The sequence below is a fragment of the Stenotrophomonas sp. YJH_SMC_8 genome, from assembly GCF_059371315.1.
The window spans coordinates 43,257-65,430 of the sequence record NZ_JCAFUL010000013.1; the positions used below are offsets into that span (position 1 = coordinate 43,257).

The window sequence follows — 22,174 nt, forward strand, 5'->3', positions numbered from 1 at the left end:
GGATTGTGTCAGATATCCAGGTTGGCGACCTTCAGCGCGTTGTCCTCGATGAAATCGCGACGCGGTTCGACGACATCGCCCATCAGGGTGCTGAAGATCTGGTCGGCTGCGACAGCGTCTTCGATGCGCACCTGCAGCAGTCGGCGGGTTTCCGGATTCACGGTGGTGTCCCACAGCTGCTCCGGATTCATTTCGCCCAGACCCTTGAATCGCTGGATCTGGCGGCCGCGCTTGGCCTCTTCGAGCAGCCAGTTCTGCGCCTTGGCGAAGCTGTCCACTTCGATCGACTTGGCGCCGCGGGAGATGGTCGCACCTTCGCGGACCAGGCCATGCAGCAGCTTGGATGCCTGGTGGATCGCGCGCAGTTCACCACTCTCGAACGCCGACATCGGCAACACCTGGATGTGCTGTTCGCCCATGTGGCGACGGGTCACCAGCACAGCGGCGGGGCGCTCATCGTTGGCTTCCTGCAGCTCCAGGCTGAAGCGCGGGCTGCCCAGGCTGCCCTGGTTGAGGCGCTTGGCCAGTGCATCCAGGCCTTCGCCTTCGCCGGCACTGCGCAGGCTCTCCAGGTCCATCGGCACGAAATCGACCAGCGCTTCGAGCAGGTTGCGGTCGTAGCGGTGCGCGTTGCGCTCGATGGAATCGAGGGCAGCGGCGTAGGCCAGCAGCAGCTTCTCCAGCGCCAGGCCTTCGATGCCCGGTTCGCCGGTGGCCGGCACCAGCGCAGCGTTTTCCACTGCGCTGCTGGCCAGGTAGCTGTCCAGCGCCGGGTCGTCCTTCAGGTACAGCTCCTGCTTGCCCTGCTTGATCTTGTACAGCGGCGGCAGGCCGATGTAGACGTAACCGCGCTCGATCAGCTCCGGCATCTGACGGTAGAAGAACGTCAGCAGCAGGGTGCGGATGTGGGCGCCGTCGACGTCGGCGTCGGTCATGATGATGATCTTGTGGTAACGCAGCTTGTCCGGGTTGTACTCGTCACGGCCGATGCCGGTGCCCAGCGCGGTGATCAGCGTACCGACCTGGTCGGAGGACAGCATGCGGTCGAAGCGCGCGCGTTCCACGTTGAGGATCTTGCCGCGCAGCGGCAGCACCGCCTGGTTCTTGCGGTTGCGGCCCTGCTTGGCCGAGCCACCTGCCGAGTCACCCTCGACGATGAACAGTTCGGACAGCGCCGGATCCTTTTCCTGGCAGTCGGCCAGCTTGCCCGGCAGGCCGGCGATATCCAGCGCACCCTTGCGGCGGGTCAGGTCGCGGGCCTTGCGCGCGGCTTCACGTGCACGTGCGGCATCGACGATCTTGCCGGCGATCGCCTTGGCTTCGTTCGGGTTTTCCTGCAGGAACTCTTCCAGGCGCGCACCGAAGGCGTTTTCCACCGCCGGGCGCACGTCGGAGCTGACCAGCTTTTCCTTGGTCTGGCTGGAGAAGCTCGGGTCCGGCACCTTCACCGACAGCACCGCGATCATGCCTTCGCGCATGTCGTCGCCGGTCAGGTTGATCTTGGCCTGCTTGGCGATGCCGTTCTGCTCGATGTAGTTGTTGAGCACACGGGTCAGCGCACCACGGAAACCGGCCAGGTGGGTACCGCCGTCCTTCTGCGGAATGTTGTTGGTGAAGCAGTACATCGTCTCCTGGTAGGAGTCGGTCCACTGCAGCGCCACATCCACGACGATGCCGTTGTGCTCGCCGGTAACCGAGATGACATTCGGGTGCAGCGGGGTCTTCAGCTGGGCCAGATGCTCCACGAAGCTGCGGATGCCGCCTTCGTAGTGGAAGTCATCGCGACGGCCATCGCCGCGCTCGTCGGCAAGGACGATCTTGACGCCGGAGTTCAGGAACGACAGCTCGCGCAGGCGGCGGGCAAGGATGTCGTAGTGGAACTCCACGTTGTCGTGGAAGGCGACGGTGGACGGCCAGAAGCGCACGGTGGTGCCGCGCTTGGTGGTGGTTTCCAGCTTGGCCAGCGCGGTCACTGCGGCGCCGTTGCTGAATTCCTGCTGGTAGTGGAAGCCGTTCTGGAACACGTCCACCAGCAGCTTCTGCGACAGCGCGTTGACCACGCTGACGCCGACGCCGTGCAGGCCGCCCGAAACCTTGTAGCTGTTGTCGTCGAACTTGCCGCCTGCGTGCAGGACGGTCATGACTACTTCGGCCGCAGACACTTCGCGACCGAGCTTGGCACTCATCTGCTCGTGCTTGCCGGTCGGGATACCACGGCCGTTGTCGGACACCGAGACCGAACCGTCAGCGTGGATCGTCACCGCGACGTGGTCGGCGTGGCCGGCCAGCGCTTCGTCGATCGAGTTGTCGACAACCTCGAACACCATGTGGTGCAGACCGGTGCCGTCATGCACGTCACCGATGTACATGCCGGGACGCTTGCGGACAGCCTCCAGGCCTTCCAGGGCGGTAATGCTGTTGGCGTCGTAATTGCCGTTGTTTGCCGGGGTGTTCTGTTCGTCGCTCATTGCGCTTGCCGTAGGCTCCGCAGGTCGGCCACCGCTTGGGGCGATGCGCCGAGAATGAAAGGATTCCAACCCGAATTATACCAGCCGGGGTCGAGCGGCCCTGGTGTGCCCACTATGGCACAGCCACGATCTGTGCATGTTCCACGTGGAACCGGGTGATGTGGGTCAGCTCCTGCAGCGCCGCCGGGGTTTCGGTGGCGGTGATGAAGATCTGTGCTGGGCCATTGAGCAGGCGCTCCAGTACCCGCGCCTGGTGGGTGCGATCCAGCTCCGAAGCCAGATCATCCAGCGCGATCACAGGCCATTCGCCACGCTGTTCGGCATAGTCTTCGGCCTGCGCGAGCAGGCAGGCCAATGCCGTCAGCTTGGCCTGACCGCGTGACAGGGCATCGCGACCCGGAATGCTGTGGAAATCCACACTCCAGTCCGCCCGGTGCGGGCCAACCGAGGTATACCCAGCCTGGCGGTCGCGTTCCCGGGCCAGAAGCAGGGCATCGGCCAGCGGAAGTTCATGCCGCCGCCATCCAGGACTCAGTTCCAGTCCCTGGATGCCGAGTTGCGGTGCCAGGCTGGCGGCCAAGGCCACAGTGCGCTGCTGCAGACGCTCCAGGTAGTGCTGGCGGCGGCTGGTCAGTGGTTCTCCGGCCTCAGCCAGCTCGTGATCCCAGGTATCGAGCATCCGCGGCGGCCCGCCCTGCTTGAGCAGGGCATTGCGCTGCTTCAGCGCCCGGGAGTAGCGGCGCCACAGGGACAGAAAGTCCGGTTCCACGTGGAACAAGCCCCAATCGAGTAAGCGGCGGCGGGGTTCGCCACCACCACTGACCAATGCGTGGCTACCGGGCTCGAACGTCACCACCGCCAGCGCTGCGCAGAGATTGCCCAGCTGCGCGACATCTTCGCCGTCCAATCGCCCCTTCCAGTCCTGGCCGCTGTGGCGCAGCCCGGCCTTCCGGCGGTGGGGCGGGTGATCGGCACGCTGTTCGTCCCATTCCACGAAGATTTCCAACGCTTCCTGGCCCTGGCGCACCAATCCATCGCGGACCCGGCCACGGAAGCTGCGTCCATAGGCCATCAGATGCAGGGCTTCGAGCACGCTGGTCTTGCCGGCACCGTTGTCGCCGGTCAGCAGGTTCAATCCCGGCTGGGGCGACAGGTCCACCGCACTGAAGCGACGCAGTTGGTGCAGGGCGAGGCGGCGGATAAGCATGGGGCGCGAAAGACCATCCGCACGAGGCGGTAGTGGGGCAGGGAATCCATCAGCTTACTGCATCGGTCAAGCAGGACGCGCCGCGCCAGCTGCCAAGCAGAGCAGAGGCCTCTGCGCGCTTGGCGATCACGCGTTCCACGTGGCACCACGCCGTCCGCTTGGCCCCTTACAGGCCTGGACGTGGCCGAAATCCCTTCAATTCTGCCGAGGGCAGCAGGGCATCGACCCTCAGATTTCAACGATTTCAGCGCCTTCACACAGGTGTGAGTGCGCGCTTCGGCAGGGGTGCGGTCGGATGGCCCCACGGATTCCTTCAAATCTGCGATCCGGTATCCCGGAGGGTTCCACAGATTTCAAAGAATTCACCCCCTTCGTTTCACGCTGTCCACAGCGGGTCTGTATGACTTATACACAAGGTATGGGCAATCTGTGGATAAAAAAGCCCTTTTGCCTGCCGCTGAAAACTATCCACAGGTTCCCCCCCAGCCTGAGGGGCCTCTATACAGGGGGTTTCAGCCTTATAAATTTCTTTTAAATCATATAGATAGCTTGTTTTTCCACGAAATCTGGCCCTACCATCACCACCATGCTTTAGATTTATACCCAGATTTAGAAGCTAGGCTTGGCCCAAATTGCCTCGAATCAGTCCTGTGGACAGAGGCGTTTGCAGAAGCAGCGAGAATCCCGGCATCAGCGGCGCTCCGCTTCATCAATCCAGTCAGATCTGGCTGAATGCACCACGTTAAGAATCCAGGTGCGGGCGCTTCCGATCGAAGGGGATGCGCCAGCGAGCATTGGCTGCAATCGCTGGTCCCAACGCTCGCCATGAATGGTGCTGAAGGCAGAGCGAAAGAGGGGACGAGCAAGGAGGATGACGTCCGTCCAAACGGAGGCCGCTCGGCAACCCGATCCAATGCTCCACGTGGAACAAAAAAAAAAAAACGCCCGGGAAGATCCCGGGCGTCGTTCGGTTCCACGTGGAACAGCGCTGTTGTCAGAGACGCAGCGGCATGACTACGTGACGCGACTTCTCGCTGCTGGATTCACGCACCAGCGCGGAGGAGTTGGAGTCGCGCAGCTGGATGATGACTTCTTCGTCGCGCAGCGCGGACAGGGCATCCAGCAGGTAGTTCACATTGAAGCCAATGGCCAGATCGCTGACCGTGGTGTCGGCCTCGATCTCTTCCTGGGCTTCTTCCTGCTCCGGGTTGTGAGCACTGATCTTCAGGTTGCCCGGCGAGACTTCCACGCGGATGCCGCGGTACTTCTCGTTGGACAGAATCGCGGCACGCTGCAGCGAGGCGCGCAGGGCTTCGCGATCCACCTTCACTTCGCGGTCGGCACCGATCGGGATCACCGCTTCGTAATCCGGGAAGCGACCGTCGATCAGCTTCGAGGTGAAGGTGACATCGTCGCGCTTCACGCGGACATGGCTGCGGCCGACTTCCAGTTCGATCTCGCGATCGCCGCTTTCCAGCAGGCGCTGCAGTTCGGTCACGCCCTTTCGCGGCACGATGATCTGGCGCTTGGAACCGCTGGGCTTGGCCAGGTCGGTTTCACACAGGGCCAGGCGATGGCCGTCGGTCGCAACGGTCCGCAGGGCATCGCCGCGCAGATCGAACAGCAGGCCGTTGAGGTAGTAGCGCACGTCCTGCTGGGCCATCGCGAACGCGGTGCGTTCGATCAGTTCCTTCAGGGTCGCTTCGCCAATGGCCACGCGCTCGGTGGCTTCCACTTCATCCACCGACGGGAAGTCGTTCGAGGGCAGGGTTGCCAGGGTGAAGCGGCTGCGCCCGGCCTGCACGGTGATCTTGTCACCGGTCTGCGAGACGGTGATCCGGCTGCCATCAGGCAGGGCGCGGATGATCTCGAACAGCTTGCGGGCGGGAATGGTGGTTTCGCCGTCCTGGGCGTCTTCAACCGCGATCCGCGACACCATCTCCACTTCCAGGTCGGTACCGGTCAGCGACAGCTGGCCGTTCTGCACCTGGACCAGGAAATTGGCCAGAACCGGAAGGGTCTGGCGGCGTTCGACCACGTTGACGACCTGTGCCAACGGCTTGAGAAAGGCTTCGCGCTGCAGTGTGAAACGCATGTGGTTCCGTGCCCCTATGCTTTAAAAAATGTGGAATAAATCAAAAGCTTGGTGGTGCTGGTAGAGACAGAATCGCTGGAAAACAACGCTAAGTCGTTGTAAATAAAAGAATTTCTAACCTCGAAACCCTCTGTATTACCGACCCCCAGGGGGTGGGGAAAGCTGTGGATAAATTCAGCGCGATTTCAAACGCCATTTTTATCCACAACGTGTCCCGCGCTTGCTACCGGATTCTGCACCGTTTTGTGCGATGACGCCTCATCGGCATCCGTGCATCATTCGCTCAGCTTCCGGATCAGCTTGTCCCAGTCCTCGCGGAGCTTGCCGTCGGTTTCCATCAGGGTGCGGATCTGGCGGCAGGCGTGCAGCACCGTGGTGTGATCGCGACCGGCAAAGGCATCGCCGATCTCGGGCAGGCTGTGCTCGGTCAGTTCCTTGGTCAGGGCCATGGCGACCTGGCGGGGGCGGGCCAGCGAGCGGGTCCGACGCTTCGACAGCAGATCCTTGATCTGCAGGCCGTAGTAGTCGGCAACGGTTTTCTGGATGTTGGGAATGCTGATCGCCTGCTGCTGGGCGCGCAGCAGGTCGCGCAGGGTTTCCTGGGCGAATTCGGTGGTGATCGCGCGGCCGGTGAAATTGGCGCGGGCGGTCAGGGTATTGAGCGCGCCCTCGAGGTCGCGCACGTTGGAGCGCATCTTCTTGGCGATCAGGAACGCAACATCATCGGGAATCTCGGCACCGCGTTCGCGTGCCTTGGCCAGCACGATCGCGGCGCGGGTCTCGAAGTCCGGCGGTTCGATCGCGACCGACAGGCCCCAGGCAAGCCGCGACTTCAGGCGCGCTTCCAGGCCCTCGACTTCGCGCGGATAGCGGTCACAGGTCAGGATGATCTGCTGCTTGCCATCGAACAACGCGTTGAAGGTGTGGAAGAACTCTTCCTGGGTGCGGTCCTTGCCGGCGAAGAACTGGATGTCATCGATCAGCAGCGCGTCCACCTGCTGGAACTGGCGCTTGAACTGATCCATGGTCTTTTCCTGCAGGGCCCGGATCATCGCGCTGAAGAACTGTTCCGAACGCAGGTACAGCACTTTTGCGCCTGGATTGGCCTGGCGCATGGCGTTGCCGGCGGCGAACATCAGGTGGGTCTTGCCCAGGCCGGTGCCTCCGTACAGCAGCAGCGGATTGTGCGCGCGGTCGCCCGGCTTCTGCGCTGCCTGGAAGGCGGCGGCCAGGCCCAGCTGATTGCTGCGGCCTTCAACGAAGTTGGCGAACGTGTAGTGATTGTCCAGATTGCCGGCAAACGGCACCTGCGGTTCGCTGGAAACTTGCGCCGATGGCGTGGAAACCGGCGCGTTCTGCGCCTCCACAGGGCGCGGGCGCGAGCCGATTTCAAGAAAAACGTCGCTGAAGCCGGCGAAATGCGCCAGCAGTTCGCGGATCCGGGCCAGATACAGCTCGCGAACCTGGTCGACGATGAAGGCATTCGGTGCATACAGCACCAGGCTGTCCACGCGCAGATCGGCCTGCAGCGGCTTCAACCAGGTATGAACGTCTTCCGGCGGGAACTCCGCTTCGAGGCGCTCGAGACTACGGGACCAAGCATCCATCAGCAATAATCGTCCGGTGGCCGGGGCATGGACGCGACAAGGCGCCCAAACACAGGCCGGAAAGGGGGGAAATGGATGGCTCAGACTACCACCGAGCGCCCGCCTTCGGAATGCTTGTCCCCTACTTATTCACAAAAACATCCACAGCTATTGCACAGCCCAGTGAATTCGCGTAGCTGCCAGGGGTTGACTTGGGCCGGGGTACCTCTCTAGAATTTCCGGTTCTTTCCGTCCCATTCATACGAGAGGCCCCCAATGGCCACGAAGCGCACCTACCAGCCCAGCAACCTCAAGCGTAAGCGCGACCACGGCTTCCGTGCCCGTATGAAGACCGCTGACGGCCGCAAGATCCTGTCGCGTCGCCGCGCCAAGGGCCGCAAAGTCCTGAGCGCCTGATTGCCATGCCGCACCTCGCGGCAGACGCAATCCCTTCGACAGTGAATACTGCAGACCCGCGCAAGCGATTCCCTCGCTCTGCGCGGGTTCGCACGCGTGCCGAATATTCAACGGTCTTCAACGGCGCCCGCCGTGTGTCCGATCCGCTGATGACCCTGCACTGGCTGCCGGCTGACCGGCCGGCCAGGCTGGGTCTGGCGGTTTCCCGCAAGGTTGATCCGAACGCCGTCGGGCGTAACCGGATCAAGCGCGTCCTGCGCGACATCCTGCGTCAGACACGTACCGAAATCCAGCCAGGCGACTTTGTCGTCGTGGCTCGTAGTGCTGCGCGTTCCGCCAGCAACGACGAGATCCGCCAGGCCTTCCTGCGCCTGCTGCGTCGCCTGCGTGCATTGCCCACGCCGGGCGTGGACGGCACAATGCCGCCGCCTGATGGCATCGCAACTCCTTCTTTGACCGAGCCGGCATCGCGTCCCGGCCCCGCCGAGCCTGTCCGCTGATGAACCAGACCCGCGTATTCCTCATTTTTGCCTGGCTGATGGTGGCCGTGCTGCTGTGGATGGAGTGGAGCCGTGAAAAGGCTGCTCCGACCCCGGCACCGACGACCACGTCGGCCCCGGCTGCTGCACAGAGTGTTCCGGGCGCGACCCCGGGCAGCATCCCCAGCGCGCAGGTCCCGGGTGCCCCGGGCCAGGCCGCTGTGCAGCCCCAGGCCAGCGCCACCCCCGCCAGCCAGCGCGTGACCGTCACCACCGACGTGCTGCGCCTGGTACTGGACGGCGGCCGCGTGCTCGATGCCGAGCTGCTGCAGTTCCCGCAGACCAAGGACGAAGGCAGCCCGCCGGTTCGCCTGCTGACCGAAGACCCCGCGCATCCATACAGCGCGATCAGTGGCTGGGCCAGCGAAGACAAGAACACCCCGGTTCCCGGCGCTGACGGCTTCAAGCTGGTCGGTGACACCAAGGACTTCGTGCTGGCCAAGGGCCAGAACGAGCTGCAGATCCCGTTCGTGTGGACCGCCGACAACGGCGTGACCATCAAGCGCACCCTGACCGTCTCGCGCAACGAGTACGCCGTGCGCTTCAAGGACGAAGTCAGCAATGCCGGCGCCGCGCCGTGGAACGGCTACGTCTACCGCACCCTGGACCGCACCCCGACCATCCTGTCGCGGAGCATGACCAACCCGGATTCGTTCAGCTTCAACGGCGCCACCTGGTACGACAACGACAAGAAGTACCAGCGTCGTGCGTTCAAGGACTACCTGGAAGACGGCACGCTGAACCAGAACATCACCGGCGGCTGGCTGGCGATGCTGCAGCACCACTTCTTCACCGCCTGGATCCCGCAGAAGGACCAGACCGCGCACTACGTGCTGTCGCAGGTGGCCGGTCGTGACCTGATCGAGGCGCGTGGCCCGGCCTTCACCGTGGCCCCGGGCCAGTCGACCAGCACCGAAGCCCGCCTGTGGGTCGGCCCGAAGCTGGTCAACCTGATCGCCAAGGAAGACGTGCCGGGCCTGGACCGCGTGGTCGACTACAGCCGCTTCTCGATGATGGCGGTGATCGGCCAGGGCCTGTTCTGGGTGCTGAACCAGGTGCACAAGCTGGTCGGCAACTGGGGCTGGGCGATTGTCGGCCTGGTGGTGCTGCTGAAGCTGGTGCTGTACCCGCTGTCGGCCGTGCAGTACAAGAGCGGCGCCAAGATGCGTCGCTTCCAGCCGCGCATCGCGCAGCTGAAGGAACGCTATGGCGATGACCGCCAGAAGTTCCAGACCGCGATGATGGAGCTGTACAAGAAGGAAAAGATCAATCCGATGGGCGGCTGCCTGCCGATCCTCATCCAGATGCCGATCTTCTTCGCCCTGTACTGGGTGCTGGTCGAGTCGGTCGAACTGCGCCAGGCGCCGTGGCTGGGCTGGATCCAGGACCTGACCGCACGCGACCCGTACTTCATCCTGCCGGTCATCAACGTGGCGGTGATGTGGTTCACCCAGAAGCTGACCCCGGCACCGGGCATGGACCCGATGCAGCAGAAGATGATGCAGTTCATGCCGCTGGTGTTCGGCGTCATGATGGCCTTCATGCCGTCCGGCCTGGTCCTGTACTGGGTGGTCAACGGCGGCCTGGGCCTGCTGCAGCAGTGGTGGATGACCAAGCGCCATGGCGGCGACCCGGTCCCGGCCACCACCGCCCCGGCCCCGGTCAAGAAGAAGTAACGCCGACCTGTAGAGTCGACTGTTAGTCGACTGGCGTTGGGGATGGAGCAGTCGGCTAACAGTCGACTCTACCGCCCCGATCGACGCGAAAGCCCGCCGCAAGGCGGGCTTTTCGCATGCGGCGTTAGAATTCCCCGCATACCGTTCCTCCCACTTCCGAGTCCGCCATGCTGCGTGCGTCGTCGTTCCGCCTGTTCCTGCCTTCGCTGCTGCTCACCCTGGTCGTTGCCGGCTGTGGTGACAAGGACGCGAAGGCACCGGCGGCCACCGTCACCCAGCCCAGCGCGCAGGCGGCTGCTGCTGCCGATCCGGCCGCCGCACCGTTGCTGGCTGCGCTGCAGAAGCAGCTCGACGGGTACCGCCGGATCATCGTGCTGCTGGCCGACGAGGAACAGCAGTCGGCCGCCGACCGCGGTACCTCCACGCGCGTGGGCCAGCAGCTGTTCCACGATGGGCTGGAACAGCGCACGGCGATCGCCGCACAGTTCGATACGCTGCTGCGTGGTTCCAGCCCCCAGCGCTTCGCCACCCTCGGCACCGTGCTGGACTACATCGAGTCGGCGCCGGAACTGTTCGACGCCGACCGCCTGGCTTTCCGCGAAGTGCTGCGCGATCTGCATGAGCGCGTCGGCACCGACTCTTCGCTGCCGGCAGTGAAGCTGCACCAGCGCATCGGCGAGGACCTGGAAGCGCTCGATGAGATCGAACGCAACTACAACCAGGAACTGACCCGCATCTTCAGCCGCTTCGAGCGCACCCGCGCCATCGAGCTCAAGCGCGAGAAGTGGGAGGACTACATCGCCCACCTGCACAAGGACTACAGCCGCGAAGCGATCCTGCGCGACTACGGCGTGATCGAGCCGTACCCGATGTCGATGAAGGACAGCGACCGCGAGATCTTCGGCCGCGACCTGCCGGCCAAGACCGTGGTGCTGACCTTCGACGATGGCCCGCACAAGGCCTATACCGATGAAGTGGTGGCCATCCTCAAGCGCTACGACGTGCCGGGCGTGTTCTTCGAAGTGGGCCGGAACCTGGGCAAGGTGGAAGCCGATGGCAAGGTCAGCCTTGGCCCGATGGCGAAGATCAGTCGCAATCTGATGGAGGAGGGCTATGCGGTGGGCAACCACAGCCTGACCCACGCCCAGCTCTCGCGCACCACCGGTGATGCGCTGCGCCAGCAGGTGCTGGACACCGACACGCTGCTGAAGGATGTCGACAGCAAGCGTGCACCGCTGTTCCGCTTCCCTTATGGCGCGCGCAACGCCGAAGGCCTGCAGCTGCTCAACGAGGCCGGCCTGAAATCGATCATGTGGAACATCGACTCGATGGACTGGGCCGATCCGGTGCCGGAGTCGATCGTGCAGCGCGTGCTCGACCAGGTGAACAAGGAACAGCGCGGCATCATCCTGTTCCACGACATCCACGATCGTGCGGTGAAGGCGCTGCCGCAGATCCTCGACCGCCTGATTGCCGATGGTTACCAGTTCGCAGGCTGGAACGGCCGCGACTTCACCGTTGCCCGCGCGCGCAAGGGCGACACCGGTGCCGCCACCGTCACCACCGGCTACGAGAAGTCGTGGGCCATCGTGGTCGGCATCGACAACTACGCCAAGTGGCCGAAGCTGGAGTACGCCAGCCATGACGCGCAGGCAGTGGCCGACACATTGACCGGGCAGTTCGGCTTCCCGTCCTCGCAGGTGATCGTGTTGAAGAACGAGCAGGCCACCCGCAACAACATCCTGGCCGCCTTCCACGACCGCCTGGCCGATGACCGCACCGGAAAGAACGACCGCGTGTTCGTGTTCTTCGCCGGCCATGGTGCCACCCGCCAGCTCGCCTCCGGACGCGACCTCGGCTACATCATTCCAGTGGATTCGGACCCGAAGGAATTCGCCACCGACGCCATCGCGATGACCGACATCCAGAACATCGCCGAGAGCATGCAGGCCAAGCATGTGATGTTCGTGATGGATGCCTGCTACAGCGGCCTGGGCCTGACCCGTGGCGGCCCTTCGTCGTCGTCGTTCCTGCGCGAGAACGCACGCCGCAGCGCGCGCCAGATGCTGACCGCCGGCGGCGCCGACCAGCAGGTGGCCGACGCCGGCCCCAATGGCCATTCGGTGTTTACGTGGGTACTGCTGCAGGCGCTGGCCGGCAAGGGCGACCTCAACGGCGATGGCCTGATCACGGGTACCGAACTGGCCGCCTACGTGGCGCCGGCCGTCTCGGCCGTTTCGCACCAGACGCCGGCCTTCGGCAGCCTGCCCGGTTCGCAGGGCGGGGAGTTCGTGTTCCAGGTGCCGGACAGCCAGGAGTTCCTCAATGCCGATACGCGCCAGCTGACTGCCGATGCGATCGCACTGAACAACAAGGTCGAGGCTGCCAGCGAAGCCAAGGGCAGCCAGGCACCGGTGACCGTGGCCGACCTGCAGGGCGGCAAGGCCAAGCTGGTGGTGCCTACCGCCGGCCCGGCGTCGGATCGCCAGCGCGCGCAGCAGGCCAATGACCGTGGCCTGCAGCTGTACCGCGAGAAGCAGTACGACGAGGCGGTGGCGCAGTTCACCGAGGCGCTGAAGCTGCGTCCGGACTTCGCCCAGGCTGCCAACAACCTCGGCTTCGTCTATTACCGCCAGCAGCGCTACGCCGAAGCCGCACGCTGGCTGGAGAACACGCTGAAGATCGACCCCTCGCGTGCCGTGGCCTATCTCAACCTGGGCGACGCCTACTTCAACGCGGGCGACAAGACCAAGGCGAAGCAGGCCTACACCACCTACCTGGCGCTGCAGCCGCAGGGCAGCGGAGCCGCGCAGGCACGCACGCAGCTGGAGAAGCTCTGAGCGATGGACGATACCTTTCGCACTGACACCATCGTCGCCATTGCCAGCGCACCGGGCGCTGGCGGTGTCGGCCTGCTGCGCCTGTCTGGCCCGCGCGCGGCGGCCATCGCCAACGCGCTGGGTGCGCCCACGCTGCGCCCGCGCCATGCGCACTACGCACGCCTGCGCGATGCCGACGATGAGGTGATCGACGATGGCATCGTGCTGTGGTTCCCGGCGCCGAACAGCTTCACCGGCGAGGAAGTGGTGGAACTGCAGGGCCATGGCAGCCCGGTGCTGCTGCAGCAACTGGTCGCGCGCTGCATCGCGCTGGGCGCCCGCCAGGCACGGCCGGGTGAGTTCAGCGAACGCGCGTTCCTCAACGGCAAGCTCGACCTGGCCCAGGCCGAGGCCATCGCCGACCTGATCGCCGCCGGCGACAACCGCGCCGCACGCGCCGCGCGCCGTTCGCTGGATGGCGTGTTCTCGCGGCGCATCGACGCCGTGGTCGAGCAGCTGGTGCTGCTGCGCATCCATGTGGAAGCGGCCATCGACTTTGCCGACGAACCGCTGGATACGCTCGGTGGTGCACAGGTGCGCCGCGGGCTGGAGCTGGCGCGCAGTGATCTGGCCCTGCTGCGCCGCGACGCCGAGCGTGGCCGTCGCCTGCGCGATGGCCTGCATGCGGTGCTGATCGGTCCACCGAATGCCGGCAAGAGCTCACTGCTGAACGCACTGGCCGGCAGCGAACGCGCCATCGTCACCGACATCGCCGGCACCACCCGTGACACGTTGCGCGAAACCATCCGCCTGGATGGCCTGGAACTGACCCTGGTCGACACCGCCGGCCTGCGCGACGGCGGCGACGCCATCGAGCGCGAAGGCATGCGCCGCGCCCACGTGGAGATCGAGCGCACCGATCTGGCGCTGATCGTGCTGGATGCGCGCGATCCTGCAGCCGGTGAAGCCGCGCTGGGCGATGCCGTGGCGGCGGTGCCGCATAAGGTCTACATCCATAACAAGTCGGACCTGCTGGATGCGTTGCCCGCGCTGGACGACCCGGACCGCGTATTCGTCTCGGCCGCGACCGGCGCCGGCTTGGAGGACCTGCACGCGCGCCTGCGCAGCATCGCCTCGGCCGGGGCAGGGGAGCAGGTGGACGGCGAGTTCTCCGCACGCACCCGCCACGTGGATGCGATCGAACGCGCACAGGAACACGCGCAGCGCGCCGATGGCGAGCTGGCGCACGAACACCTGGAACTGGCCGCCGAGGAACTGCGTCTGGCGCATGATGCGCTGGGCGAGATCACCGGCCAGATGAGTGCCGATGATCTGCTGGGACGGATCTTCTCCAGCTTCTGCATCGGGAAGTAACACGGGGTCAGATCCCCAAAGGGGCTCTGACCCTGCACGGTTCCGCCATGGGGTCGGAGCCCCTTCGGGGATCCGACCCCGCGCTTCCCCCGCCTGTCACATTGCCGCCGCATACTGACGCCCATCACATACCGCTTGGGGAAGTCGCAGTGAAGTCGTGGGGTTGTGCGTTGCTGTTGTCGCTGGCCGTGGCACCATCGGTGGCCATGAGTGCTGAATCCTCCACCCCGGCCGCGCACAAGGTGTCCGTCTACGGCCACCGCGGCGCAAGCGCGCTGTTGCCGGAACACACTCTGGCGGCCTATGCGCAGGCGATCGCCGATGGCGCCGACTACATCGAGCCGGACCTGGTGATGACCAGGGACGGGGTGATGGTGGCCCGCCACGAGAACGAGATCAGCGGCACCACCGACGTGGCCTCGCATCCGGAGTTCGCCAGCCGCCGCATCAGCAAGGTCATCGACGGGCAGAAGGTCGATGGCTGGTTCACCGAAGACTTCACCCTGGCCGAGCTGAAGACCCTGTACGCGCGGGAGCGCCTGCCGGAACTGCGCAGCACCGCCTACGACGGCCAGTTCCGCATCGCCAGCCTGGACGAGATCCTCGCGTTCCTGGTGCAGCAGGCCGGCCGCGCCAACCGCGGCATCGGCCTGGTGCCGGAGATCAAGCACCCGACCTACTTCCAGTCGATCGGCCTGCCGATGGAAGACACGCTGCTGGCCGCGCTGCGTGGCAACGCCTATACCAACGTCGGCCCGGTCACCATCCAGTCGTTCGAGACCGCCAACCTGCGTTACCTGCGCGGCAGGATCCCGCGTGGCAGCAACATCCGCCTGCTGCAGTTGTTGTGGAAGGGCGATACCCAGCCGGCCGACATCGCCAAGGCCGGTGGAAAGCTGACCTACGCGCAGATGATGACCCCGGCCGGGCTGAAGGACATCGCCAGCTACGCCGACAGCATCGGTCCGGAGCTGCGCTCGATCATTCCGCTGGACGCCAAGGGCGCACTGGGCACGCCGACCTCGCTGGTGCGCGATGCGCACGCAGTGGGGCTGATGGTGATTCCGTATACGTTCCGCCCGGAGAACCATTTCCAGGCCAGCAACCTGCGCAAGGGTGCTGACAACGCGCGCAATGCCGAGGGATCGATCGCCGAAATGCGTGCCTACCTGGCCACCGGCATCGATGCGTTCTTCACCGATGACCCGGCGCTGGGCCGGCAGGCGGTGGATGGAATGGGCGCGGTGGGCAACGCGGCGGACTGACCGGCCAATGCCGCCGGGCATGGCCCGGCGCTACCAGGGGTAACGGCGTGCTCTGGTAGGTGCCAACCTTGGTTGGCACACGACGGTAGAGGTCATGAAGGCTGAGCGATCGTGCCGACCAGGGTCGGCACCCACCCATTGCAGATCCTTCAACCGCGCGGGTCGTCCGGGCGGCGGAACGGGATCACCACGTAGTCCTGGCCTTCGCGCGGCTGCCACAGCACCGGCACGCGCTGCGGTGACGGCGGCTCCAGCTCGTCGTCGGCCAGCGGCTCGACCTCGTCCTCTTCGTCTTCCCAGCTGTAGCGCTGGCGCGGCGGCAGCGGGTCGGCGTTGCGGAACAGCAGCGCGGCGATGATGCCGGCGAAGGCGCCGCCCATGTGCGACTGCCAGGACACGCCGTCGGCGTGCGGCAGGATGGTCATCAGCATGCCGCCGTAGAACAGCATGCCGATCAGGCCGGTGGCGATTGCCGCGCGGTCGCGGCGCAGCAGGCCCAGGCTGGCCAGCAGGAACATCAGGCCATGGGTCACGCCACTGGCGCCCAGGTGCACGCTGCCGGGGTTGCCCAGCATCCACGCACCGAGGCCCGAGCCCAGCCATAGCAGGGGCAGCGCGCGTACGGTGGCTTTCGGATACACGCTGCCGGCCAGGGTGCCCAGGATCAGGATGGCGATGCTGTTGGCGGCGATATGCTCGACCGAGGCATGCAGCATCGGGCCACCGATCAGGCCGAGCAGGCCCTTCGCTTCCAGTGGCGCCACGGCCCAGGGCCGCCAGTCGAAGGTGCCCTGCAGGGCGAACACGGCCACCAGCACCAGCACGGCGGCCAGGCTGGCATTGAACGCCCGCAGGATGCGCGAGCGGTCATTGCGGGGGGCCGGCACGTCGCCGGCGGGCAGGGGCGCGTTGTTGTCCATACCTCAGCAATGGCGGTGACTGGCGCGAAACCAAGGCCACCGCTGCGGGAGAGTGGAAACGGCCGGCGGGACAATCCCACCGGCCGCGCCGTTGAACGGGTCAGGCTCAGGCCTGGCCTTCGCCTTCCTTCGGCGGGTACTTCAGGCTCAGCACCACGGTGGCGGCGATGATCACCGCGACCACGCCCAGCGACACCGGGGTCGGGATCTTGAACAGGTCGATGATCATCATCTTGATGCCGATGAAGCCCAGCACCAGCGCCAGCCCGTACGGCAGCAGGTGGAAGCGGTCGGCCATGCCGGCCAGCAGGAAGAACATCGCGCGCAGGCCCAGCACCGCGAACACGTTGGAGGTGAGCACGATGAACGGGTCGGTGGTGATCGCGAAGATCGCCGGGATGCTGTCCACCGCGAAGATCACGTCGGTGACCGCGATCAGGATCAGCACCGCGAACAGCGGGGTGAACCAGCGCACGCCATCGCGCTTCACGCTCAGCGCGTTGCCGGCGTAGTCCGGCAGCAGGCGCAGGTGCTTGCGCATCCATCGCAGCGCCGGATTGGTCTCCAGGTCCGGCTCCTGGCCGGCGGCGAACCACATCTTCCAGCCGGTGAAGAGCAGGAAGGCGCCGAATACGTAGAGCAGCCAATGGAACTGGCTGATCAGCACGCTGCCAGCGAAGATCATGATCGTACGCAGCACGATCGCACCCAGGATGCCGATGATCAGCACCTTCTGGCGCTGCTCCTCCGGCACCGCGAAGTAGCTCATGATCATCAGGAAGACAAAGATGTTGTCGACCGCCAGCGCCTTCTCGACCAGGTAACCGGTCAGGAATTCGAGGCCGACCTTGTTGGCCACCACCTGGCCGGCGGTCTCATTCAGGTAGTACCAGAGGCCGGCATTGAACAGCAGGGCCAGCGCGACCCAGCCGATCGACCACCACAGGGCCTCCTTGAAAGTGACCTTGTGCGGTCCACCATGGCGCATCAACACGAGGTCGACCAGCAGGGCGATGACCACCACCGCTGCGAAGCCGCCCCACAACCACACGTTACCGATCGTCTGCATTGGGAATGTCCGTTGGAAAGATGAATGCCAGGCCGGACGGCGAGGATCTGCAACGGAGGATCGGGAGGGGGATCCAGGGACAGAGCTTCGCCAGTACGGCGAAGGTCTCGCTCGCAGTTCCAGTCGGCTGGAACTGCCGTTGCACCGGAGCCTGCGGGCTCGAAATGACGGCGACAACGTCTGGGAGCTACTCCCCTTCTGGCGCCGATTCTGCCGCCTGGCCGGGCCGCCGTCAAATGCCCCGGGGCAGGGGTCGGATCCCCAAAGGGGCTCCGACCCCCGTTCCCGCGCCTCCCTGGCAGACGCCAACATTGGTTGGCATGCCGGCCGTGGTCAGAGCCCCTGCGGGGATCTGACCACGGTGCCCGGTTTACAATAGGTGGATGAATACCCCCCTTCCGATTGTCCGCCTCAAGAATGCGTGGCGTTCCAGCCACCCGTGGATCTTCCAGAAACTGGTCGAGAAGCCGACCGTCCGGCCCAAGCCCGGTTCCATCGTCGACGTGGTCGGCATCGATGGTGAGTTCATTGGCCGCGGGTTCTACAACGGGCACTCGCGCATTGCCGTGCGCATCCTTGAAACCGACCAGAACGTGCCGGTCGATGCCGGCTGGTTCTCGCGGAAGATCGCCCAGGCGGTGTCGCTGCGCCGTGAGGTGCTGAAGCTGGACGCGGTGTCCGACGCCTGGCGCGTGGTGCACAGCGAAGGCGACGGCCTGTCCGGCCTGGTGGTCGACCGCTACGGCGACCTGGTGGTGGTCGAGTTCTTCGCCGCCGGCATGTTCCGCCACCGCGAGTGGATCTACGACGCGCTGCGCGAGCAGTTCCCGGGTTGCCGCTTCCACAGCTTTGCCGACGAGCACGTGCAGAAGCAGGAAAGCTTCGACTTCCACGGCAACACCACCACCGAAGCGTCGGTGATCACCGAGTACGGCATCAAGTTCCGCGCCGATCCCGCCGGTGCACACAAGACCGGTTTCTTCGCCGACCAGCGCGAGAACCGCGAGTGGTTGAGCCAGCAGGTGGAAGGCAAGAGCGTGCTGGACCTGTGCTGCAACACCGGCGGTTTCGCCGTGTATGCGGCGGCGCGTGGCGCTTCGGAAGTGGTCGGCATCGACATCGATGAAGACGTCATCCAGATCGCCAAGGGCAATTCGCGCCTGAACAACGTGCGCCCGAAGTTCGTCCAGTCCGACATCTTCCCGTGGCTGCGCGATGCCGCCAACCGCGGCGAGCAGTACGACGTGGTGATCCTGGACCCGGCGAAGATGACCCGCGACCGCGACCAGGTGATCACCGCGCTGAAGAAGTACCTGGACATGAACAAGCTGGCGCTGGGCGTGGTCAAGCCGGGTGGCCTGTTTGCCACGTTCTCGTGCACCGGCCTGGTGGCCGAGGACCAGTTCCTCGACATGCTGCGCCGCGCGGCCTATTTCTCCGGCCGCACCATCCAGATCCTGAAGGTGGCCGGCGCCGGCCCGGACCATCCGTTCATGGCCCATGTGCAGGAATCGCGTTACCTGAAGGCCGTGTTCTGCCGCGTGGTGGATTGATCCAAGGCTTTGGTGTTGCCGGTCGCTCGCCGGCAGCACCTCACGGTTGTGCGCTGGCCTGCGGGGGCGGCTGCTGAAGTTGCTGCAGCAGGCCGTTGATCACCCGGGCCCGGCCGCGCACGTGGTAACCCAGTGTGGTCAGGCCGATGCCCAGTACCACGAGCAGCAGCAGCGACCAGGCCGCCACGGTCCCGAAGACATCCAGCACCGCCATCTGCAGCCGATGTGCATGCAGCCAACGCTGGCTGCGTTCCGAGTGGGGAACCCCGGCCTTGGTTTCAAAGCGCGCGCGCATCGCCGTGGGAATCGCGATGCCGATATCCTCTCCGCGGGCAATCGCCTGGCCGATGCTGTTCAACGGCCGCGAGGGCCTGCCCAACGCAAGCTGCGCCTCCAGATAGCCCTGCCATTGCGGGCTGAATCCGGAGAACCGGGGATCCTCCACGAGTGCCCGGAGTTTGTCGATCTGCAGGGGCACACCCTCGCCCAGCGCTGCCTCCGAGCGGCTGAAGTCGGGGCTGGTGATGCCACTGGCGCCCAGCATGCCCACCAGGACCAAGCCGCCGATCAGGAAGGAGAAGGTGAACTGGCGGACACCCCGGTTGAGCAGCACATTGCGCAGCCCGAAGCCCATCCAGGTCAGGAATCCACCCACGATGATCAGGTAGGCCACCAGCGAGAGAGCCAGCGACGATGGATCATTGCCGTAGCCGCTCGGCACGTGTGCCGATGGTGGCCGGCCGGTCAACCCCTCCAGGCAGATCATCGCCAGCAGCCCGACCGGCGGCAGCACCGCGAAACAGGCCAGGCCCACGGTGCGTGCGAACGAACCCCGGCGATACAGCGCGCGCAGGCCGGAAACCGCTTCGACCCGCTGCTGCAGCTCTGCTGGCACCTTCAGTGGATCGGGCCGGGACGTGATCATGCGGGTTCTCCGGAAGCACGAAGCAGCTGCTGCAGGGCCTGTTTCAGCTGGTCCTGGGCCTGTGCCGCACGCGCGACCATCTGCGGGCTGGCGTTGTCGCTGTTCTGCAGCGACTGGATGGTCTGGCGCCAGATCGGCACAAGGATCTGCACGGTCTCGCAGTAGCGGTCGAGCAGTTCAATGGCGTGGTTGCGTGCCAGCTGCACCTGGATGCGGCTCATCGAGTGGCTGGCCAGCAGCGCGGTCAGGTTGGCCACGCGCCGCTGCAGGCGTTCCACGGGGCGGTCCAGCACCAGCGGATCGTCCACGGCGCCGTTGTCTGCTGGCAGTTCCTGCAGGAACTGCACCCCCGCATCGATGTAGATCTGCAGGCGTGCACCCTGTGCATCATGCTCGTCGAGTTGCGCATTCAAGCGGTCGACGCTGCTGCGCACCGCTGCCGCCTGGTGCTCGATCTCGGACAGCACGTCACCGTTGCCGCCCAGCGCGATGCGCCGGCGAAGCCGCCGCTCGATATCGGCACCGGTGAACCGATCCCACCAGCTGGCACGTTCCAGCAATGCGTTGGGGTCGTGTTCGGAGAGGCGACTGACCAGCTCAGCCAGTGCCTTGGCCAGCGCGTTGGCGCTGCCATCCTGCCAGGCAGGCTCCGCACTGGCGCTGGCCAGTTCGGCCGGGCCATAGCGGCCGATGTCGATGCGCCCGGCGAACAGGACCGGCAGCACATCGCGCTTGAGCTGTTCGACGCTGAGCGGCGCACTCTCAGGCGCAGGGTTCGTGGTAGGAAGGGGGGGCGGGGCGGAATGGGACATCGGAATTCCGTTTCAGGGGCGACGCAGCCGGTGGGCTGCCGTCATCGATAGCGGCTGCCGCCGAGTGTAATGGAGTGCGCGGGTTCCCCCGGCACTACCGGTGGTTGCCGACACAGCGCTATGGTCGGGTTCTTCTCCTTGCCGGTGAGAGTCCATGCCATCGCTGCGTCGCCTGTCTTTGTTGCTTACCCTGGCGCTGTGCGCCCCGTTGTCCGCCCATGCCATCGAGTTCAGCGCGCAGGAGCTGGCCCGCGCCAAGGCACTGCAGCAGCGCCTGGTCACCCTCGACAGCCATCTGGATACGCCGGCCAATTTCGGCCGCACTGGCTTCGACATCGAACAGCGCCACGACCGCAACGCGCTGTCGCAGGTGGACTATCCGCGCATGGTGGAGGGTGCGCTGGACGGTGGCTTCTGGGCGATCTATACCGACCAGGGTGATCGTAGCGCCACTGCGCATCTTGCCGAACGCGACCACGGCCTGCAGCGCCTGATGGAAATCCGCGAAATGCTGGCCGCCAATCCCGAGCGCTTCGCACTGGCGCTGACCGCCGATGATGCCGCGCGCATCAAGGCCGCCGGCAAGCGCGTGGTCTACATCAGCATGGAAAATGCCAGCCCGCTGGTGGCTGACCCGAGCCTGCTGTCGTTCTACCACCGTGCTGGCCTGCGCCTGCTCAGCACCGTGCATTTCGCCAACAACGAGTTCGCCGATTCGGCCACCGACCCCAAGGGCGCGGAATGGAAAGGCCTGAGCCCGGCCGGCAAGGACCTGGTGCGGCAAGCGGTGAAGCTGGGCATCGTGATCGACCAGTCGCATGCGTCGGACGCGGTGTTCGATGACCTGCTGGCGATGATGCCGGTGCCGTTCGTGCTCTCGCACAGCTCGGCGAAGGCGACCTACGACCACCCGCGCAACCTCGACGACGCGCGCCTGCGCAAGCTGGCCAAGGCCGGTGGCGTGATCCAGGTGAATGCCTATGGCGGTTACCTGATCGACACCGCGAAGACGCCCGAGCGCAAGCAGGCCGAGGAAGCGCTGAGCAAGCAGCTGGGCGGCTGGGAAGGGATGGGCATCGAGCAGGGCGTCGCGCTGCTGAAGGCCGAGCAGGCGCTGGACCATGAGCACCCGGTGGGCCACGCCAGCCTGGACGACTTCTTCGCCCACTTCGAGCACATCCTCAAGGTGGTCGGCCCGGAACATGTGGGCATCGGCCTGGATTGGGATGGCGGCGGTGGCCTGAGCGACCTGCCCGATGTCAGCCAGCTGCCGAAGATCACCGCTTGGCTGCTGCGCAAGGGTTACACCGAGCAGCAGATTGCCGGCATCTGGGGCGGCAACCTGCTGCGGGTGATGCGCCAGGCGCAGGATTACGCGGCAAAGCAGGGCGGTTGACCGCCCTGCGGTAGTGCCGGTCGCTGGCCGGCATTGCTCGTATCAACAGGATG

Annotated in this window: 16 protein-coding genes; 8 read left to right on the forward strand and 8 right to left on the reverse strand. The window is 65.3% G+C overall.

The genetic code is table 11. From position 1 onward, the window contains the following. Nucleotides 1-8: 8 nt before the first annotated feature. The 4 genes from gyrB to dnaA form a co-directional block, all read right to left on the reverse strand. Nucleotides 9-2,468, reverse strand: a complete 2,460-nt coding sequence (gyrB, locus tag AC5P88_RS15960) for a DNA topoisomerase (ATP-hydrolyzing) subunit B (protein ID WP_049429184.1) — start codon at nt 2,466-2,468, stop codon at nt 9-11. 112 nt (nt 2,469-2,580) lie between these two features. Next, entirely contained in the window at nt 2,581-3,675 is a 1,095-nt protein-coding gene (gene recF / locus AC5P88_RS15965) for a DNA replication/repair protein RecF (RefSeq protein ID WP_495225490.1), read from the reverse strand. A 994-nt stretch (nt 3,676-4,669) separates the two neighbouring features. Next, a complete protein-coding gene (dnaN, locus tag AC5P88_RS15970; RefSeq protein ID WP_005411731.1) occupies nt 4,670-5,770 on the reverse strand; it encodes a DNA polymerase III subunit beta in 1,101 nt (366 codons plus the stop codon). 275 nt (nt 5,771-6,045) lie between these two features. Next, nucleotides 6,046-7,377, reverse strand: a complete 1,332-nt coding sequence (gene dnaA, locus AC5P88_RS15975) for a chromosomal replication initiator protein DnaA (protein ID WP_057495961.1) — start codon at nt 7,375-7,377, stop codon at nt 6,046-6,048. A gap of 255 nt (nt 7,378-7,632) precedes the next feature. Between dnaA and rpmH the strand changes: the two genes are divergently transcribed. From rpmH to AC5P88_RS16005, 6 genes are all read left to right on the forward strand, one after another. Continuing rightward, nucleotides 7,633-7,773: a 50S ribosomal protein L34 gene (gene rpmH, locus AC5P88_RS15980; RefSeq protein WP_005411729.1), complete on the forward strand. Its 141-nt coding sequence runs from the start codon at nt 7,633-7,635 to the stop codon at nt 7,771-7,773. Between the two features lie 5 nt (nt 7,774-7,778). Next, the gene (gene rnpA / locus AC5P88_RS15985; protein WP_006479316.1) at nt 7,779-8,273 is read left to right on the forward strand and encodes a ribonuclease P protein component; all 495 of its coding nucleotides are present in this window, start codon (nt 7,779-7,781) and stop codon (nt 8,271-8,273) included. Continuing rightward, nucleotides 8,273-9,988 carry a membrane protein insertase YidC gene (gene yidC, locus AC5P88_RS15990; protein ID WP_106549149.1) on the forward strand — a complete coding sequence of 572 codons (1,716 nt, stop codon included), beginning with the start codon at nt 8,273-8,275 and terminating at the stop codon, nt 9,986-9,988. The genes rnpA and yidC overlap by 1 nt, the downstream gene beginning before the upstream one ends. A 167-nt stretch (nt 9,989-10,155) precedes the next feature. Beyond that, complete coding sequence (locus tag AC5P88_RS15995; RefSeq protein WP_286074610.1) at nt 10,156-12,828, forward strand: polysaccharide deacetylase family protein; 2,673 nt, start codon at nt 10,156-10,158, stop codon at nt 12,826-12,828. 3 nt (nt 12,829-12,831) lie between these two features. After that, nucleotides 12,832-14,181 (forward strand): tRNA uridine-5-carboxymethylaminomethyl(34) synthesis GTPase MnmE, encoded by a 1,350-nt coding sequence (gene mnmE, locus AC5P88_RS16000; protein ID WP_495225491.1) that lies wholly within the window; start codon nt 12,832-12,834, stop codon nt 14,179-14,181. Nucleotides 14,182-14,330: 149 nt separating this feature from the next. Beyond that, on the forward strand, nt 14,331-15,446 hold the full coding sequence (locus AC5P88_RS16005; RefSeq protein WP_495225492.1) for a glycerophosphodiester phosphodiesterase: 1,116 nt from the start codon (nt 14,331-14,333) through the stop codon (nt 15,444-15,446). A 149-nt stretch (nt 15,447-15,595) separates the two neighbouring features. Here AC5P88_RS16005 and AC5P88_RS16010 read toward each other — a convergent pair whose 3' ends face one another. Together AC5P88_RS16010 and AC5P88_RS16015 are read right to left on the reverse strand one after the other, a co-directional pair. Further along, nucleotides 15,596-16,366 (reverse strand): rhomboid family intramembrane serine protease, encoded by a 771-nt coding sequence (locus AC5P88_RS16010; RefSeq protein WP_106549145.1) that lies wholly within the window; start codon nt 16,364-16,366, stop codon nt 15,596-15,598. A gap of 106 nt (nt 16,367-16,472) precedes the next feature. Then, nucleotides 16,473-17,435: a TerC family protein gene (locus AC5P88_RS16015; RefSeq protein ID WP_010487446.1), complete on the reverse strand. Its 963-nt coding sequence runs from the start codon at nt 17,433-17,435 to the stop codon at nt 16,473-16,475. Nucleotides 17,436-17,818: 383 nt separating this feature from the next. On the opposite strand from AC5P88_RS16015, the gene AC5P88_RS16020 reads away from it, so the two are divergent. After that, entirely contained in the window at nt 17,819-18,988 is a 1,170-nt protein-coding gene (locus AC5P88_RS16020) for a class I SAM-dependent rRNA methyltransferase (protein ID WP_010487449.1), read from the forward strand. Nucleotides 18,989-19,028: 40 nt separating this feature from the next. Here the strand turns inward: AC5P88_RS16020 and AC5P88_RS16025 are convergent, their stop codons facing one another. Beyond that, complete coding sequence (locus AC5P88_RS16025; protein WP_495225494.1) at nt 19,029-19,913, reverse strand: hypothetical protein; 885 nt, start codon at nt 19,911-19,913, stop codon at nt 19,029-19,031. After that, entirely contained in the window at nt 19,910-20,725 is an 816-nt protein-coding gene (locus AC5P88_RS16030) for a protein klaA (protein ID WP_495225495.1), read from the reverse strand. The genes AC5P88_RS16025 and AC5P88_RS16030 overlap by 4 nt, the downstream gene beginning before the upstream one ends. Nucleotides 20,726-20,879: 154 nt before the next feature. Here AC5P88_RS16030 and AC5P88_RS16035 point away from each other — a divergent pair, with 154 nt between their 5' ends. After that, nucleotides 20,880-22,121 (forward strand): dipeptidase, encoded by a 1,242-nt coding sequence (locus AC5P88_RS16035; protein WP_495225496.1) that lies wholly within the window; start codon nt 20,880-20,882, stop codon nt 22,119-22,121. Nucleotides 22,122-22,174: the final 53 nt, after the last annotated feature.

Coding starts and splice junctions, on each gene's coding strand:
- gyrB (WP_049429184.1), bottom strand. CDS start 2,468: ATGAGCGACGAACAGAACACCCCGGCAAACAACGGCAATTACGACGCC.
- recF (WP_495225490.1), bottom strand. CDS start 3,675: ATGCTTATCCGCCGCCTCGCCCTGCACCAACTGCGTCGCTTCAGTGCG.
- dnaN (WP_005411731.1), bottom strand. CDS start 5,770: ATGCGTTTCACACTGCAGCGCGAAGCCTTTCTCAAGCCGTTGGCACAG.
- dnaA (WP_057495961.1), bottom strand. CDS start 7,377: ATGGATGCTTGGTCCCGTAGTCTCGAGCGCCTCGAAGCGGAGTTCCCG.
- rpmH (WP_005411729.1), top strand. CDS start 7,633: ATGGCCACGAAGCGCACCTACCAGCCCAGCAACCTCAAGCGTAAGCGC.
- rnpA (WP_006479316.1), top strand. CDS start 7,779: ATGCCGCACCTCGCGGCAGACGCAATCCCTTCGACAGTGAATACTGCA.
- yidC (WP_106549149.1), top strand. CDS start 8,273: ATGAACCAGACCCGCGTATTCCTCATTTTTGCCTGGCTGATGGTGGCC.
- AC5P88_RS15995 (WP_286074610.1), top strand. CDS start 10,156: ATGCTGCGTGCGTCGTCGTTCCGCCTGTTCCTGCCTTCGCTGCTGCTC.
- mnmE (WP_495225491.1), top strand. CDS start 12,832: ATGGACGATACCTTTCGCACTGACACCATCGTCGCCATTGCCAGCGCA.
- AC5P88_RS16010 (WP_106549145.1), bottom strand. CDS start 16,366: ATGGACAACAACGCGCCCCTGCCCGCCGGCGACGTGCCGGCCCCCCGC.
- AC5P88_RS16015 (WP_010487446.1), bottom strand. CDS start 17,435: ATGCAGACGATCGGTAACGTGTGGTTGTGGGGCGGCTTCGCAGCGGTG.
- AC5P88_RS16020 (WP_010487449.1), top strand. CDS start 17,819: ATGAATACCCCCCTTCCGATTGTCCGCCTCAAGAATGCGTGGCGTTCC.
- AC5P88_RS16025 (WP_495225494.1), bottom strand. CDS start 19,913: ATGATCACGTCCCGGCCCGATCCACTGAAGGTGCCAGCAGAGCTGCAG.
- AC5P88_RS16030 (WP_495225495.1), bottom strand. CDS start 20,725: ATGTCCCATTCCGCCCCGCCCCCCCTTCCTACCACGAACCCTGCGCCT.
- AC5P88_RS16035 (WP_495225496.1), top strand. CDS start 20,880: ATGCCATCGCTGCGTCGCCTGTCTTTGTTGCTTACCCTGGCGCTGTGC.